This is a genomic window from Pseudomonas cichorii (genome assembly GCF_015471405.1).
GTDB classification, from domain to species: Bacteria; Pseudomonadota; Gammaproteobacteria; order Pseudomonadales; family Pseudomonadaceae; genus Aquipseudomonas; species Aquipseudomonas serbiensis.
In genome coordinates this window covers 369,456-384,846 of the sequence record NZ_BLVZ01000002.1, presented here as the reverse complement: position 1 = coordinate 384,846, position 15,391 = coordinate 369,456, and the positions used below count along the sequence as shown (strand labels likewise).

Annotated in this window: 13 protein-coding genes; 3 read left to right on the top strand and 10 right to left on the bottom strand. The window is 57.6% G+C overall.

Going from position 1 to position 15,391, the window contains the following annotated elements:
- Complete coding sequence (locus tag JL015_RS03675) at positions 1–1,161, bottom strand: efflux RND transporter periplasmic adaptor subunit (protein ID WP_201000225.1); 1,161 nt, start codon at positions 1,159–1,161, stop codon at positions 1–3.
- Positions 1,162–1,405: 244 nt separating this feature from the next.
- Here JL015_RS03675 and JL015_RS03670 point away from each other — a divergent pair, with 244 nt between their 5' ends.
- Both JL015_RS03670 and JL015_RS03665 read left to right on the top strand, forming a co-directional pair.
- On the top strand, positions 1,406–2,038 hold the full coding sequence (locus JL015_RS03670) for a TetR family transcriptional regulator (RefSeq protein ID WP_201000224.1): 633 nt from the start codon (positions 1,406–1,408) through the stop codon (positions 2,036–2,038).
- 468 nt (positions 2,039–2,506) lie between these two features.
- Complete coding sequence (locus tag JL015_RS03665; RefSeq protein ID WP_201017441.1) at positions 2,507–3,637, top strand: DUF3396 domain-containing protein; 1,131 nt, start codon at positions 2,507–2,509, stop codon at positions 3,635–3,637.
- A gap of 3 nt (positions 3,638–3,640) precedes the next feature.
- Here the strand turns inward: JL015_RS03665 and JL015_RS03660 are convergent, their stop codons facing one another.
- Together JL015_RS03660 and JL015_RS03655 are read right to left on the bottom strand one after the other, a co-directional pair.
- Positions 3,641–5,143, bottom strand: a complete 1,503-nt coding sequence (locus JL015_RS03660) for an MDR family MFS transporter (RefSeq protein ID WP_201017440.1) — start codon at positions 5,141–5,143, stop codon at positions 3,641–3,643.
- 102 nt (positions 5,144–5,245) lie between these two features.
- Complete coding sequence (locus JL015_RS03655) at positions 5,246–5,416, bottom strand: hypothetical protein (RefSeq protein ID WP_201017439.1); 171 nt, start codon at positions 5,414–5,416, stop codon at positions 5,246–5,248.
- Positions 5,417–5,560: 144 nt separating this feature from the next.
- Here JL015_RS03655 and JL015_RS03650 point away from each other — a divergent pair, with 144 nt between their 5' ends.
- Positions 5,561–5,800: a hypothetical protein gene (locus JL015_RS03650; protein ID WP_201000220.1), complete on the top strand. Its 240-nt coding sequence runs from the start codon at positions 5,561–5,563 to the stop codon at positions 5,798–5,800.
- On the opposite strand, the gene JL015_RS03645 is transcribed toward JL015_RS03650, so the two are convergent.
- The 7 genes from JL015_RS03645 to JL015_RS03615 form a co-directional block, all read right to left on the bottom strand.
- The gene (locus JL015_RS03645) at positions 5,801–6,424 is read right to left on the bottom strand and encodes a flavin reductase family protein (protein WP_201000219.1); all 624 of its coding nucleotides are present in this window, start codon (positions 6,422–6,424) and stop codon (positions 5,801–5,803) included.
- A gap of 107 nt (positions 6,425–6,531) precedes the next feature.
- Complete coding sequence (locus tag JL015_RS03640) at positions 6,532–7,002, bottom strand: hypothetical protein (RefSeq protein ID WP_201017438.1); 471 nt, start codon at positions 7,000–7,002, stop codon at positions 6,532–6,534.
- A gap of 356 nt (positions 7,003–7,358) precedes the next feature.
- Complete coding sequence (locus JL015_RS03635) at positions 7,359–8,687, bottom strand: MFS transporter (protein WP_201000217.1); 1,329 nt, start codon at positions 8,685–8,687, stop codon at positions 7,359–7,361.
- A gap of 183 nt (positions 8,688–8,870) precedes the next feature.
- The gene (locus JL015_RS03630; RefSeq protein ID WP_201017437.1) at positions 8,871–10,469 is read right to left on the bottom strand and encodes a J domain-containing protein; all 1,599 of its coding nucleotides are present in this window, start codon (positions 10,467–10,469) and stop codon (positions 8,871–8,873) included.
- Positions 10,470–10,474: 5 nt separating this feature from the next.
- Entirely contained in the window at positions 10,475–12,169 is a 1,695-nt protein-coding gene (locus JL015_RS03625) for a molecular chaperone HscC (protein WP_201017436.1), read from the bottom strand.
- Positions 12,170–12,247: 78 nt separating this feature from the next.
- Positions 12,248–13,570: a sigma-54-dependent transcriptional regulator gene (locus JL015_RS03620; RefSeq protein WP_200986473.1), complete on the bottom strand. Its 1,323-nt coding sequence runs from the start codon at positions 13,568–13,570 to the stop codon at positions 12,248–12,250.
- Positions 13,564–15,330: a sensor histidine kinase gene (locus tag JL015_RS03615; RefSeq protein WP_201017435.1), complete on the bottom strand. Its 1,767-nt coding sequence runs from the start codon at positions 15,328–15,330 to the stop codon at positions 13,564–13,566. The genes JL015_RS03620 and JL015_RS03615 overlap by 7 nt, the downstream gene beginning before the upstream one ends.
- Positions 15,331–15,391 lie beyond the last annotated feature (61 nt).

Below are 15,391 nucleotides of genomic sequence, written 5' to 3'. Positions count from 1 at the left end.
TTACTCCCCTTTGCTGCCTGCGGCTTTTTCAGTGGCCGGGGCAGGCGCCGGGTTTGCTCCTTTGACGTTGGTTGCTTCTGCGACTTTCACTTCCGCGCCTGGCCTTACGTATTGCAGGCCTTCGGTGATGACACGATCACCGGCGTTCAGGCCTTCTTCGATCAGCCACTCGCTACCTACGGTGCGCTTGGCAACCAGAGTGCGAAGCTCAACCTTGTTGTCCTTGTTCACGATCAGGGCAGTCGGTGTGCCTTTCTGGTCGCGGGTCACACCTTGTTGCGGTGCGAGGATCGCCTGGGCGCTTACACCGGCTTGCAGTTGGGCGTGAACGAACATGCCTGGCAGCAGACGATGATCGGGGTTCGGAAAGACTGCACGCAGGGTTACAGAGCCTGTGCCTTGGTCGACCGAAACTTCCGAGAACTCCAGCTTGCCTTCAACCGGGTAGACGCTGGAGTCTTCCAGAGTCAGCTTGACCTTGGCGGCGTTGTCGCCTGCCTTCTGCAATTTGCCGCTTTCCAGGTCTGCACGCAGCTTGAGCATGTTGGCCGAGGACTGCACCACATCGACATAGATCGGGTCGAGTTGCTGGATGGTAGCCATGGCTTCGGTCTGGGCACTGCTGACCAGCGCACCTTCGGTGACCGCGGAGCGGCCGATACGACCGGAGATCGGTGCCAGAACCTTGGTGTAGCGCAGGTTGATCTGGGCGGTCTGCAAGGCGGCCTGGGCTTCCTGGCTGGAGGCTAATGCCGTGTCGTATTCCTGACGGCTCACTGCTTGTTCATTGACCAGTTGCTTGTAACGATCCGCCAGTGATTTGGCCGACTGCAAGGTCGCCTGTGCGCTGGTGGCGGTTGCTTCGTAAAGCGCCGGGTCGATCTGATACAGCTGCTGGCCAGCTTTTACATCGCCGCCTTCGGTGAACAGGCGCTTGAGAATGATGCCGTTGACCTGTGGACGAACTTCAGCAACACGGAAGGCTGTGGTTCGACCCGGAAGTTCGGTGGTCAGTGCATAAGGTTGGGCTTTGAGGGTGACTACGCCGACCTGAGGAATTTGAGCCGGCGGTGCCGCCTCTTCCTTTTTACTACAGCCACTGAGCAGTGTTGCCAGGGCGACGGCAGTGACCAGAACGGTAACAGCTGGCTTGAATTGCATGAAGATCCTCGGGGGCAGGAGCCTGTTTACGCAAGGGAGTTGGAGAGTGTAAAAAAATATTTCGGCTAGATAAGTAGCATGCTAATGAATATACTTACATTCACGGTTGTTTGTAAACATCTTCTTACCCGCTCATCTGCTGTGTGGAAGGGGTGATTGCAAGCTCGGGACAAGGCAGCCAAATGCCGCCCGATCACGTTTCAGGTCTTGATACACGGTTCGCAAGTCTTTGAGGTTTATTGCCATGGTCCGCCGCACCAAAGAGGAAGCCCAGGTTACTCGCAGTCATATTCTGCAGGCCGCTGAGCAAGCGTTTGATGACCGCGGCATTGCCCGCACGACGCTTGCCGACATTGCGACGCTTGCTGGCGTGACTCGTGGTGCTATTTATTGGCACTTCACCAACAAGGCCGAACTGGTGCAGGCAATGCTCGACAGCCTCCGTGAGCCGCTCGAAGACATGGCCCAGGCCAGCGAAAGTGAAACTGAAGCCGATCCGCTTGGCTGGATGAGAAAACTGCTGATTCATTTGTTTCATGAAGTTGCACTTGATCCGCAGACCCGTCGCATCAATGAAATCCTTTTCCATAAATGCGAGTTCACGGATGAAATGTGTGATTTCCGACGTCAGCGTCAAGCTAACGCAATCCTGTGTCATGAACGAATCGGCCGGGCATTGAGCAATGCCGTGCGCCGGGGACAGCTACCGGCCTCTCTGGACGTCAAACGCGCCTCGATCTGCCTGTTTTCCTATATCAACGGCATCATCTACCAATGGCTGCTGGTGCCTGACAGTTTTTCGCTGTCCGGGGAAGCCGAGCAACTCGTCGATAGTTGCATGGATATGTTGCAGTACAGTCCGGCCTTGCGGGCTTGAGTGCGAACCCTGCTGTGAGGTAGGCCAATATAGCGCTGACCTGCACGCGCAGACCAGTACATAACTTCAATACGGCATGCTTTGGCGGGCTGTTTACTCACCGTTTACCTTTTCGGCGTCAGTATTGCCTGGCCAGCCGAGCATCGGGGCTTTGGGATGACACCTGCTTTGTAGGAATTAGGTAGGACATTTCTCGATGTATGTAGCTGATTTCCCAAACTGATTTCCGCGTATTGCTCCGCTATCAAACTCCCTTCAATCTTCGTCCCTTAACAAACAAACGGGAGGGAGGTTGCATGTTTTCATTGAATCTTGCGCCCATATGCTCTGAAGTCAGCAGCAACTTCACCAGTATTGAAATAGCCCTGTCTGGCTGTGAAAAGAGGGTGGCAGGCCTGATCACGGCAGACCCTTGCATGTCTGGCATGGACGCTTCCCAGATCCGACGGATCATCGGGAGGACAGACGATGTCAGAAACTGTATCTGATCCTGTGAGGTTATTGGCCCGGCTTGCCTCTCAATCTGAACATCTGGCGGTAGATTGCTCTGAAGGTGTCCCGGTCGTTCGTCTGGGGCTGATCACAACGCTGTATTTCAAGCAGGGCCATACGCAAGAGGTCAAACGACGTGTCGAGGCCTGTTTCCTGCGTTTCTACGGCGCCTTCAAACCGATGCTCAAATGGCAGCTTTACAACCGGATGCGACGTCTTACGGCCTCGGGGTTTGCTTCGTGCCGGCGTCAGGTCCTGCAAAGCTCGCCCGATGCCCAGTTCGTGTGGTCGATTGCCAGCGCCACCCAGGCGGAAGTCGCGACCTACAGCCTGTTTGTAATGAACACCTCGCAATCACAGGCAGAGAATGATCGTTCCTGTCTGAAAATGGTTTTGCCCTGGTCGTACCTGGCGGAACCCGATGGCTTGAAGCGTTATGAAACCTGGATCAGATACCTGTGCAGCGAGGTTCAGGCCGAACACGGGTTTGGCGGTCTGGCGTGTGTGTTACCGGGGGACGGGCATCATTATCTGCCGCTGGAGTATCAGTTTGCTCAGGAATACGCCGGGCTGATGGTCGATCCTGGTCCGCATATAGAAAGCCTGCGGCTGCTTGAGCATATCAAGGGCGTTGCCTGGTACACGGTATTGGGCGAGTCGTTCGTGCGGCGGCTTGGCGGTAGCGATGCTCTGCGCGGCAAGTTGAGCGGTTGCAGCGACATTGTGTTTCACGCCTACAGCAATGGCCTGATGATTCGTTCAGGAGTCGTCCCGCAACTGGGCAGCCAGGGGAAGGCGCCAGATGTCTACAGGGTGCTTAACAAGATCATCAGGCCGATTCGCTTGCAGGATACCGGCTGCCTTCACCCTTATCTGGTTCCGGGTGTGGGGTTTACCAAGGAAACCACTGCGCAGTGGTATGCCCGTTTCGACGAAAAGCCCGTCCCGCCGGTCAATTGCGGTGAGCCATGCCCCAGATCCGGTTACTGGTTCAGCAATGCCAAGGTGCGTTCCCGGCGCTTTTTCAATCAGGGCGAAATCATGCCTGTATTTGCGCATATCAAGGCTGGACGCAGCCAATGGTTCTGGGCGCAGCAGGAAGACTGAAGCCTACTTCTGTTCCGCACCGCGCAGCAGTTGGTTGGGCATGACCAGTGCCGTCGCCAGACCCAGTAGCGAGACAGCCGCACTGATCATCAATAAATGACGGAAGGTCAGCGCCAGTTCTGCACGCAAGGCTTCGAGGGCCGGACCGCTGGCGGTGTTCAGGCTATCGATCAACGCATTGCCGGCATTGCCTTCGCCACTTATCGATCCGGGTTGAAGCTGGCCGATCCCCGTGTCTTGCAGCATGGCCAGCAGCAGAGCGGACATCATCGCTACACCCACGGCGCCGCCCAGCGAGCGGAACAGATTGGAGGTACTGGTCGCCACGCCAATATCCTTGATCGCGACCGCGCTTTGCGTACCGACCAGTGAAGTGGGGAACTGCATGCCGCTGGCAATTCCGGTCAGGACCATGAACAGGCTGGTGAGCAGGATCGAGTGCGCGGGAGTGAACGCCATCCCCAGAATGGCGATGGGCATGAGTAACGCGCCGCACAGGATCAGAGGTTGATAACGGCCGGTCACTGCGGTTCTTCGGCCTGCACAATAGGCGCCGATGGGAATGCCCATCGCCAGTGGCAGCAGATGCAGGGCTGCGCTGTCGGCTCCCCCGCCGGTGACCGTCTGGTAACGCATCGGCATCAGGACGATCAGCGAGATAGCCTGAAAGCTGGTAAAGAACACCGCACTCCAGCAAAGCACTGCGCTGCGATTGGCAAACAGGTGCATGGGCAGCAGAGGTTCCAGCGCTCTGCGCTCGTACCATGCAAAAAGCGCCAGGGTGAACAGTGCAATTCCCAGCAGTAGCAGAATCCTTGGGCGACTCAGGCCGTGGCCCTGACCGATTTCGGTGATGCCCAGCAACAGACTGGTCAGGCCGATGATCATCAACACTGTTCCCAGGTAATCGATGACCGGTTTGCGTTGCGGTACGGGCAGGCCATTCAAGGTACGGTAAGCCACGACCCAGGCCACGATGCCCAGAGGAAGATTGATCAGGAACACCCAGCGCCAGGACAGGTATTCGGTCATCAGCCCGCCCAATACAGGGCCGGCGACACTGGCAATGGCGTACATGCTGCTGAAATAGCCCTGATAGCGACCCCGTTCGCGGGGCGGGACTATGTCGGCGATGATTGCCTGGCTGACCGATACCATGCCGCCAGCCCCGATCCCTTGAAGCACTCGGGCCAGCACCAGTTGCTCCATGCTTTGCGCAAACCCGCAAAACAGCGATGCCAGGGTAAACAGCCCGAGCCCGAACAGCATCAGCCTGCGCCGCCCATACAAGTCGCCCAGCTTGCCGTAGATGGGCACGGCAACGGTCAGCGCCACCATATACGCCGCGATGACCCAGGCCAGCAGGTCGATGTCCTTGAATTGAGCAGAGATCGCGGGCATCGAAACGGCCACGATCGTCTGATCCAGCGCACTGAGAAACACGGCCATCATCAGTGCAAATAAAATGCTGCGAATTGTCGGTGTAGTGTGCGCAAGACTGGTCAAGATAAAGCCCGAAACCTGGCGGGGGAAGTTGGCCAGTCTAATCCGATAGCCTGCTAATCGATAGCTGACTTTGTTTAAGAGGCGCGTGCTATTGGTTGTCGATCATCGCAAAGCACTTAATGTTGCAGTGGTTGGTACGCAATGGCCAAAGCTGCAGATTGCGACCTTGGGTGCCTGGCGAATCATTTCAATGCGATAGGCGCCCGCCGCGTATATACCAACCACTGCGAGTACACCCAATACAGCCATGCATTTTCTTGTTTTCACTTTCATGGTGCATTCCTCATTCCCACTACAGAAAAGGACATGAAGTGATTGTAGGACAAGAATTATGGATCAGGCGGTAGGAGCGAATTTATTCGCGAAGACCGATTAGAATGCGTCCCTTCGATTTATCCAGCAGACAGGTTCGCTTCCATGGCACGCAAGGAATTCAATGAGTACGAGGCAGTTTCGGCAGTCATTCCCGGTGAAGGCGGTTACAGCGCGGCGATTGCGGTAAAGGCTTTGGAGGCGGGTGGTGCGCCACGCTTCCATCCCGTTCTGGCGGGAGAAAAGTTCAAGACCGCCCATGACGCCGATCTGGCCGCGGCTCAGGAGCTTGAGCGGCTGATCGGCGTGGATGTCGAGGCTGAACTGGTATGGGCAAACGAGTAATCAGACAGTAGGCCGGTACATCTTGAAGAGTGCTTCAGGCCCTAACTGAAAGTAGTCAGCCGGGCCACCACCACGCAGGATAGGCTCGGCTGCTGCGGTGTCATAGACGCCATCCTTGAGCAGCCACTTGGCGATATGTACCGCCACCACTTCCCCCAGAATCAGCCAGCTTGGTACCAGCTCCTTGTCGGCGCGCTGCAATTGCACGATCTGGGTGACCTTGCATTCAAACGATACTGGCGTTTCCAGTACCCGAGGCACGGCGACGATCTTCGAGGCCAGTGGTGTCAGGCCAGCCAGTTCAAACTCATTCACATCCGCTGGCACGGCTGCGCAGCTCTGGTTCATGGCCTCGGCCAGTGAGCGTGTGGACAGGTTCCAGACGAACTCGCCCGTCTGCTCGATGTTATTGAGGCTGTCTTTGCGCCCGACACTGCAAAAACCAATGATTGGGGGAATGTAGTTGAAGGCGTTGAAGAAACTGTAGGGTGCGAGATTCAGTCTGCCCTCGGCGTCCTGGGAAGAAATCCAGCCAATGGGGCGCGGGCCTACGATAGCGTTGAAGGGATCGTGCGGCAGGCCATGACCTTTGGCTGGCTCGTAGGAGTGAATATCGTCTGACATGGCTTGATTCCTGGTAACCACGGTTTCGGAGAGTCGATCATAGTAGACCTGAGCCCAGGAACAACAAAGCCCGGCACTGGCCGGGCTTGGGTGTCATTCGGGAGGTATCAGACCCGGCGGTTTGCACCGACACGATCAGCACCGTCAGCAGCCAGGCGGTTTGCACCAACGTGGTCGGCACCGTCGGAAGTCAGACGGTTTGCACCGACACGATCAGCACCGTCAGCAGCCAGACGATTTGCACCAACGCGGTCAGCGCCATCGGAAGTCAGACGGTTTGCGCCAACACGATCAGCACCGTCAGCAGCCAGACGATTTGCACCAACGCGGTCGGCACCATCGGAAGTCAGGCGGTTTGCGCCAACACGGTCAGCACCGTCAGCAGCCAGACGATTTGCACCGACGCGGTCAGCACCATCGGAAGTCTGACGATTCGGGCCGATGTTGGTGTTGTTTGAACCACCTTCTGCAACGACTGGAGCGTTCAACGAATCATTGGTGTTGATGGCTGGGAGTGCAAAAGCAGTCGAAGCCAGAACAGAGAAAGCGAGGCCGAAAATCAGTTTGTTGGTTTTCATGATGGTGTCTCCAATTTGGGTCGGGTGAGTTGTCATCCCGGTATGGAGGCAATGCTACGCGGCTGGGCATTATTAAGAAGTTAATAGGATTGCTACCTACCATCGCTGAAAATGATAGTAAGTCGTATCGCCCGATTTTCGGGCCTTTCAGGTAGAAATGGCTATTGATGGTGCATTTTCTGAAAAATCTTGCAATAAAGCCTCTTGACAAATTTAAATATAAATAAATTTAAGGGCTTACATGCGAAAGGCTGTTGAAAAGCGCACCAGCCTGAAACAACTTGTCATGTTCTGTCGTCCATGAAAAAGGGCAGCCCATGACGCTGGCTGCCCTTGATCATCACTCAAACACGAGATCAGTCGGTTTCGATACGCGAATGCTTGCGGGTGTCCTTCATGAATACATACACCAGCAGCGAGCATGCGATACAGGCCGTGACATACCAGTAGTATCCGGTTTCCATGCCGATGCTCTTGAACCACAGTGCAATGTATTCAGCCGTGCCACCAAAGATCGAGACGGTCAGTGCGTAAGGCAGGCCTACGCCCAGCGCGCGGATTTCGGTCGGGAACAGTTCGGCTTTGACCACGGCGTTGATCGAGGTGTAGCCGCTGACGATGATCAGTGCGGCCATGATCAGGAAGAACGCGCCCCACCAGGTCTGGATGGTGTGCAGGGTGGTCAGGATCGGCACGGTGCACAGGGTACCCAGTACGCCGAAGGCGATCAGGATCGGACGACGACCGATCTTGTCGGACAGCCCACCCACGACCGGTTGCAGCAGCATGAACAGGAACAGCGTCGCGGCCGAGATGGTGGTCGAGTCGCTGATGCTCATGCCTACGGTGTTCACCAGATACTTCTGCATGTAGGTGGTGTAGGTGTAGAAGGCCAGGGTGCCGCCCATGGTCAGGCCGACCACGGTCATCAGTTCCTTGGGATGACGCATCAGGGTGCGCATCAGGCTTTCTTTAGGCTTGTCGTCTTTCTGCTTGCGGGTAAAGGACTCTGTTTCTTCCATGCCGCGACGCAGGAACAGCGCAACCACTGCACACAGCGCGCCGATGGCGAACGGGATACGCCAGCCCCAGCTGTGCAGTTCTTCGGTGGTCAGGACCTGTTGCAGCACGATCAGGACAGCCAGTGCTATGAGCTGGCCGGAAATCAGGGTGACGTACTGGAAGCTGGAGAAAAAGCCGCGACGTTCCTTGGTCGCCATTTCACTGAGGTAGGTTGCCGAGGTGCCATATTCGCCACCCACCGACAGGCCCTGCAGCAGACGGGCGAAGACCAGCAGGATCGGAGCGCCGACACCGATGGTTTCATAACCCGGTGTCAGGGCAATGATCAGCGAGCCGAAGCACATCAGCAGTACCGACGCCATCAGGGCTGCCTTGCGTCCTTTGTAGTCGGCGTACAGGCCCATCAGCCAGCCACCGATCGGGCGCATCAGAAAGCCTACGGCGAAGATTGCAGCGGTGTTGAGCAGTTGAGCGGTGCTGTCGCCCTTGGGGAAGAAGACTTTGGCGAAGTACAACGAGAAAGCGGCATAGACGTACCAGTCATACCACTCGACCATGTTGCCGACCGAGCCGCTGAAGATCGACTTGAGCCGGCTGGAGGTGGATTTTTCAGCGGCGGGGGTGCCTGCCGACTCTTTCGAGAGGGAGTTGGAGATATCCATGGTGTTCCTTAAGTCATTATTTTTAGAAGGCAGCTGCACGCAGCCTGACCTGAGCTATAGCAGGAGTTGTGCCAGGCCTGAGAGGCCCGTTCCAGAGGGGGAAGGGGATTAAAATGAGCGGAAATCCGCCTATCCGGTCTTTCTGGATAAGCGGAAAATTGCCGATGGCAGCAAGGTATGGGGCTAGCGAGGGTGACCGGGACCGAAAATCAGCACGGCCAGTACAAAGGCGAACATCAGACCCAGGATGATCATGACGCCCTTGCCGATATTTTCCGAGCAGTAGCTCTTGATGCGTTTCCATCCACCGGTTTTCGCTGCGCAATAGCTCTGGAGCCTGAATATCCGGTAGGGCGAAAGGGCTATCCAGGCCGCCAGAGTGATTGCGTATGTGACCAGTGCAACCGGCCCGTTATTGGCGAAGGCGATACCTGCGACGATCACCGGGATACCATGACGCAGCAGCAATGCCTGATGTCCCGGCCAACTCAGCCAGCCAGGCAGTAACCGCTTGCTCAGATATTCATCCACAGATGCAAAGGAGGCGGAAACCGGCCTCCAGAACGACATGAAGACGTGGACCACCAGAAGAATCACCACTGGCAAGCTGAGTGCCGTGAAAATCATGTAGAGCAGATCAAACTTTCCGGCTCTGGACGTAGGAACAATGCCTGCCATCAGAATGAATACGAACCCGAACAGATAGGCTCTCAGGTACGTGTTGAAATGCACCTGGTCATACAGCGTTCGCCAACTCGAAAGATCGGCGTTCGGGTATTGCTCCAGCGTCTCGGGGTAACGATAGGTCAGGTCCTGAGACAGTTGCTCGCAACCTTGCCAGACTGCCGGGTCGCTGTTTCTGGCCATGCGCAACTGAGTATCCAGCGCAGGCGGCTCAAGCAGCAGCTTCGCCGCATCGCCATGATGACTGTTCTCGTTCAGCAACTCTTGTAGGCGTTTGGCAAAACCATATCGTTCGCAACGCTCCACAAGACGCTGCCAGAGCGAAGGCGGATCGGTCGGGGCGTAATGTTTCTGATCCCAGTCAAAGAGCTGGCAGATACGCTCGAACAGGGCCGGCGTCCAGTCCCTCGTATTGATCAGCAGGGTCATGGTCCAGCGCTGAAGGTGCTCACGATGCTCCAGCTTTTCCAGCCAGGGTTGTTGCTCAAGGGTTTTCAGCTCGTCCAGGAACTGGCGCTCCTGCTGGCTTTCCAGCAGCGCTTGCAGGCGTGGCAGCACGTCATCGAGCAGGGCCTGGATCAGGCGTTTTTCCTGATGAGCACTCAGCGTCACCTTTTGCCAGGGCGTCAGCCATTGCAGTTGCGCTACAGCGGCCTTGAGCAGCTCCAGATTGTCGGCAACATCGATCAGGCAGCGCTGCACAAGATGCTGCTGAAACTGCGCATCCGCCCCGAGGTCCTTGGCCAACTGATGTTGCGAGTGCAGGTTCTGAGCTGTGGTCTTGTGAGCCAGCTCGTACCAGCTCTGTTCCACAGGCGGAGGCGTGCTGACAACCGTTGGCTCTGAAACCTGTACTGTCTCGACGAGTTGCAGATGCATGAGCGGTTCAGGGCTCGCATCGACTTCTTCGTACTCATACTCATCCGCCTCATAGCGATTGCGTGCCTGATCCAGCGCCTGCTCATAAGCGTCGCGCAATCGCTGAAAGGCGTCCGGGTCCTCATCGGGCCGGTTCACTTTCAGCAGCTTTGCGTACTGACGTTTGATGCTGCGCTCGTCGGCGTTTCTGTCCAGCTCAAGGACGCTCCAGCAATTCATCCCTGTTACCTCTCGCCCCGCTCGAAACGATCGATCTCTTGTTCGAGGCTCTTGCGCATTTCGCTGATCTGGCGCTCATCCTGGGTTTCCAGCACTCGCTGAAACTGGCTGGCCCAGTAGCCGATCATTTCCCGGGCTTCGCCCAGATATTCCTGATACAGCCGCTCCAGGCGTGCGCTCAGGTGCGTATTGACCTGCTGTTCGCGAGGGTGAACCTTGAGCGATTCCAGCACCTTGAGGCGTTCCTGGATTTCCGCCGGGGTCATCACTCCGGGGTTGTTCTCGATCACCAGCTTGTGGCTCTGGCCGGTCATCGGGATTTGCACGTCAGCTTCCAGCAGACCGTTGTTGTCGTAGGTGAATCGCACATTCAACTCGACTTCCCCGGCCTTGGCGGGCGGGATCGGAATATCCAGCTCACCCAGAGCAATGTTGTCTTTCACCAAGCGGCTTTCGCCTTGATAAATCTTCACCAGAACATGCTTCTGATTGTCGCTCAGGGTCTGCACGGTTCTGACACGGCTGACCGGCACCACGCTGTTGCGCTCGATGATCGGCAGGTAATGGCCGCTTTCGATGGAGGTGCCGAACCGGTTGGAGGTTTCGATACCCAAGGTGTAAGGGCACACGTCAGTCAGGACAATCTCTTCCAGTGCCGCGTCTCTTTGCTTGAGCGCCGCCTGGATGGCTGCACCCTGCGCGACCACTTCATCGGGGTTGAGGGTAATGGACGGAAAGCGCCCGAACAGACCCGCCGCGAGCTTGCGGATCAGCGGCATGCGCGTGGTGCCGCCGACCAGCAGTATTTCGTCGAGATCGGCTACGCGGATTTTCGCATCGCGCAGGGCGCGCTCGATGGGGGCGCGCAAACGCGAGAGCAATGGTGCATACAGCTCGCCCAGTTGTTCCTGGGTAATCGTCTTGCGCCATTCACGATCAGCATGGCGCAGCACGAATTCGGCGCTGCTATCCTGCCCCAGTGTTTTACGTACGCGCTCGGCTTCGCGGCGCAATGACGGGCCGATGTTCGTTCGGGGCGGGAAATCGGTTTCATCGCGATGCAGACCAATGAAGTGATCGACCAGCAAGAGGTCGAAGTCTTCACCGCCAAGAAAGTTATCCCCGGCGCTGGCGCGGACTTCCATCACGCCATCGAACAGCTCAAGGATCGAGATATCGAAGGTACCACCGCCGAGGTCGAACACCAGAAAAGAGGTTTCGCCTTCCTTCTGGTGCAGCCCGTAGGCCAGCGCCGCGGCGGTGGGTTCATTGATCAGTTTGTCGACTTTAAGGCCTGCCAGTTCGCCAGCCACGCGAGTGGCCTTGCGCTGGGCATCGCTGAAGTAGGCCGGCACGCTGATCACCGCTTCGGTCACGGGTTCACCGAACTCACGTTCCACATCGGCCTTGAGGCTTTTCAAGACCAGTGCCGAGAGCTCTTCGGGCCGATAGCTGTTCGATCCCAGGCTGACCTTTTGCGCGCTGCCCATATGGCGCTTGAACAGCGCAGCGGTTCTGGCCGGATGGGTTTGCAGGCGTTCGCGTGCAGCTTTGCCCACCAGGATCTGATCATCGTCGTCCAGTCCTACCACGCTGGGCGTCAGCATCTCGCCCAGTGCGTTGGCAACCAGTCGGGTTTTACCATCGCGCCAGACGGCGACCAGACTATTGGTCGTGCCCAAATCTATACCGACGATCATGTAATGCTTTCTCCTTGCGTGGTCACTGTCCGGATTCTAAAGGGGGATAAGGTTGATCGGTCGATTCCATGAATAGTTTCATACCAGAAACATTTCTCGCACCAGCCCGTGACGCTGCATTTTTTCGTTGAGCGTTCGACGCGGCAGTTGCAGCTCATTGAGCACGGATTTGATATCGCCTTTATGACGGGCCAGAGACGCACGCAGGCACTGGGCCTCGAATGCTTCCTGCTGCGCCGCCAGGGATTGTCCCTGCTGCGGTGATTCGGCGATATCCAGCCCCAATGCCTGACGCTCGGCCGCGTTGGCCAGTTCGCGGACATTGCCCGGCCAGTCATGGCTGAGCAACTGGCTCAGTTGCAAGGCGCTGAGTGCCGGCGCTTCGCGGCCCATGCGGGCAGCGGCGGTGCGGGCAAAGTGGTTGAAGAGCTGCACGATATCTTCGCGTCGCTCACGCAGGGGCGGCAGATGCAACTGTGCAACGTTCAGGCGATAAGCCAGGTCTTCGCGGAAGCGTCCAGCCCGTGCTTCTTCCAGCAGATCCGGCTTGGTCGCGGCGATGATGCGCAGGTCAACTTCAATACTGCGGTTGGAGCCCAGCCGCTCCAGGCGCTTGTCCTGCAGCACGCGCAACAGTTTGACCTGCTGAGCCATCGGCATGCTTTCGATCTCGTCGAGAAACAGCGTGCCGCCGTCGGCGTACTCCAGCCTGCCGATACGCTTGCCTTGAGCGCCGGTAAAGGCTCCGCTTTCATGGCCGAACAGTTCGGCTTCGAACAAATGCTCGGGGATGGCGGCGCAGTTGAGGGCGACAAAAGGCTTGCTGGCGCGAGGGCCGAAGTCATGCAGGCAGCGAGCGACCAGTTCCTTGCCGCTGCCGGTTTCGCCACGGATGATCACGTTGACCGGTAGTTGCGACAGTTCCAGCACATTGCGTCGCAAGACTTGCAGGCTGGGCGATACACCCAGCAGCGTGGTATCCAGCTGGGAACGGGCGTCGGCCTGTTCGGTCAGGCGGCGGTTCTCCAGAACCAGCTGGCGTTTTTCCATGGCTCTGCTCAGGTTGGTGAGCAGGGTCTGCGGGCTGAAGGGTTTTTCCAGAAAGTCGTAAGCGCCTTCACGCATGGCCTCGACCGCCATGGGCACATCGCCGTGGCCGGTCAGCAGGATAACCGGCAAGTCCTTGTCCAGCGCTTGCAGGCGGGCCAGCAACTCAAGGCCGCCCATGCCCGGCATGCGCACGTCGGTGAGGATCACGCCAGGAAAGTGTTCGGGCAAGTGCTCCAGACATTCCTCGGCGCGGCTGTAGACCTGAACCTGGAAACCGGACAGCGTCAGCCATGGCTCAATGGCCTGGCGAATGGGGGCTTCGTCGTCAACGACGATGACCGAGTTCAGCATGCGTTTTCAGTCTCTATAAAGTCATTGGGCAGGCTGAACCAGAACACCGCGCCGTTATCCCGGTTTTCTGCCGTCAGGCGACCATTGAGTTCATGGATGATCGCATAGGATACCGCCAGCCCGAGGCCAAGCCCGTCGCCCACCGGTTTGGTGGTGAAGAACGGATCGAAGATATTGCCCAGATGTTCCTGCGCAATGCCACCGCCACTGTCGATGACACTCAGACGCCAGTGTCCGGCTTGGGCATCTATCCGCACTTCCAGGCGTTTGAGGGGTTGATTGCGTATGGCATCCAGGGCATTGCGCAGCAGGTTGATCAGCACCTGTTCCAGACGGATTGCATCGCCACGTACCCAGGCCGGGCGTGACAGATGCAGAACACAACTGACCCGCTCCTCGCGGATGCGCGGGTCCAGCAACAGCAAGGCCTGATCGACTACGGTCGCCAGGTCCAGACGTTCACGCAAGCCGCTTGGGCTCTTGCGGGCGAAGGTTTTCAGGTGCCCGGTCAGCGCGCTCATGCGGGTCAGTTGCTGGTCCAGCGGCGTAAGGGATTTGCAGGCATCCTCGATACGGCCCTGATCCAGAAGCAGGCGCACGGTCGCCAGTTGCATGCGCTGGGCCGTCAGCGGCTGGTTGATCTCATGGGCCAGTGCCGCGGACATTTGCCCCAGTGCCGCCAGCTTGGTCGATTGCACCAGACCTTCCTGGGCGGTACGCAAATCACGGGTACGCTCCTGCACCTGACGTTCCAGTTCGTCACGGCTGCGCTCGCGCAATTTCGACAGTCGCCAGCGCTGGTACAGGAACAACCCCAGAAAGACCAGCGTCAGCCAGATACCCGCGCCGGCCAGTGCGGCATTGCGTATGTCGTCATTGACCATCTGGGGTTTGCGCAGCAGGTGCAAGGTCCAGTTTTCATCGGGAAGCGGCATGGACTGCCAAAGGTAATCAACCGTGCCGTCGGGGCCGTCGACCCGGCTCAAATGGCTTTGCTGCCCGACCTGATCGAGGATGCGGCTGCGCAGTGGCGACAGCGGCTTTTTATCGTACTGGCGGGTACGCAGCAGTTCTGCACGGTTTTCGAGGGAAATGGGTTCCAGTTCGCGATAGCGCCATTCGCTTTTGCTGGAGATAAACACGATGCCTTTGTTATCGCTGACCAGGAGCAGATCGTCGCCCTGGCTCCATTCCTGTTCGATATTGGGAAACTCCAGCTTCACCACCATGGCGCCGCCGAACTCTCCTGCCTCATCCAGCACGGCATTGGACAGGAAGTAACCGGGAATGCCTGTCGTGACACCGACCGCATAGAAGCGTCCGATACCCTGGGTCCGGGTCTGTTGAAAGTAAGGGCGAAACCCGTAGTTGTGCCCGACATAGCTGTTGGGCTGTCGCCAGTTGCTGGCGCCTACGGCCAACCCGTTTCGATCAAGTAGTTCCAGGGACGAGGAGTGTGCGGTTTCGTTGATTTTTTCCAGCTTGCGATTGAGTGAGAGCTGGGCGCTTTCGCTGATGGGGCCGCTCACCGCTGCGCGAATTTCGGCGTCGAGCGCCAGCACCGAGGGGAGGGCGCGATAGCGTTCGATCAAGGTGTGAAGGGTGTTGGCGTACAGAGCCATTTGCCCGCTGGCACGTGTTGCTTCCTGTGCCAGGGCATGTCGCTGCGCCTGACGCATGGCCAGACTGGCCGACAGGGCGGCGCCCGCCAGGATCAAGAGGATATACAGGGAAATACGCACGTTGCGCTTGATGATCATACTGCGTGTGCTGCCTGAGGTTTCAAAACGGGCGTATTCGCAAGCGCAGGCACTTACGAAT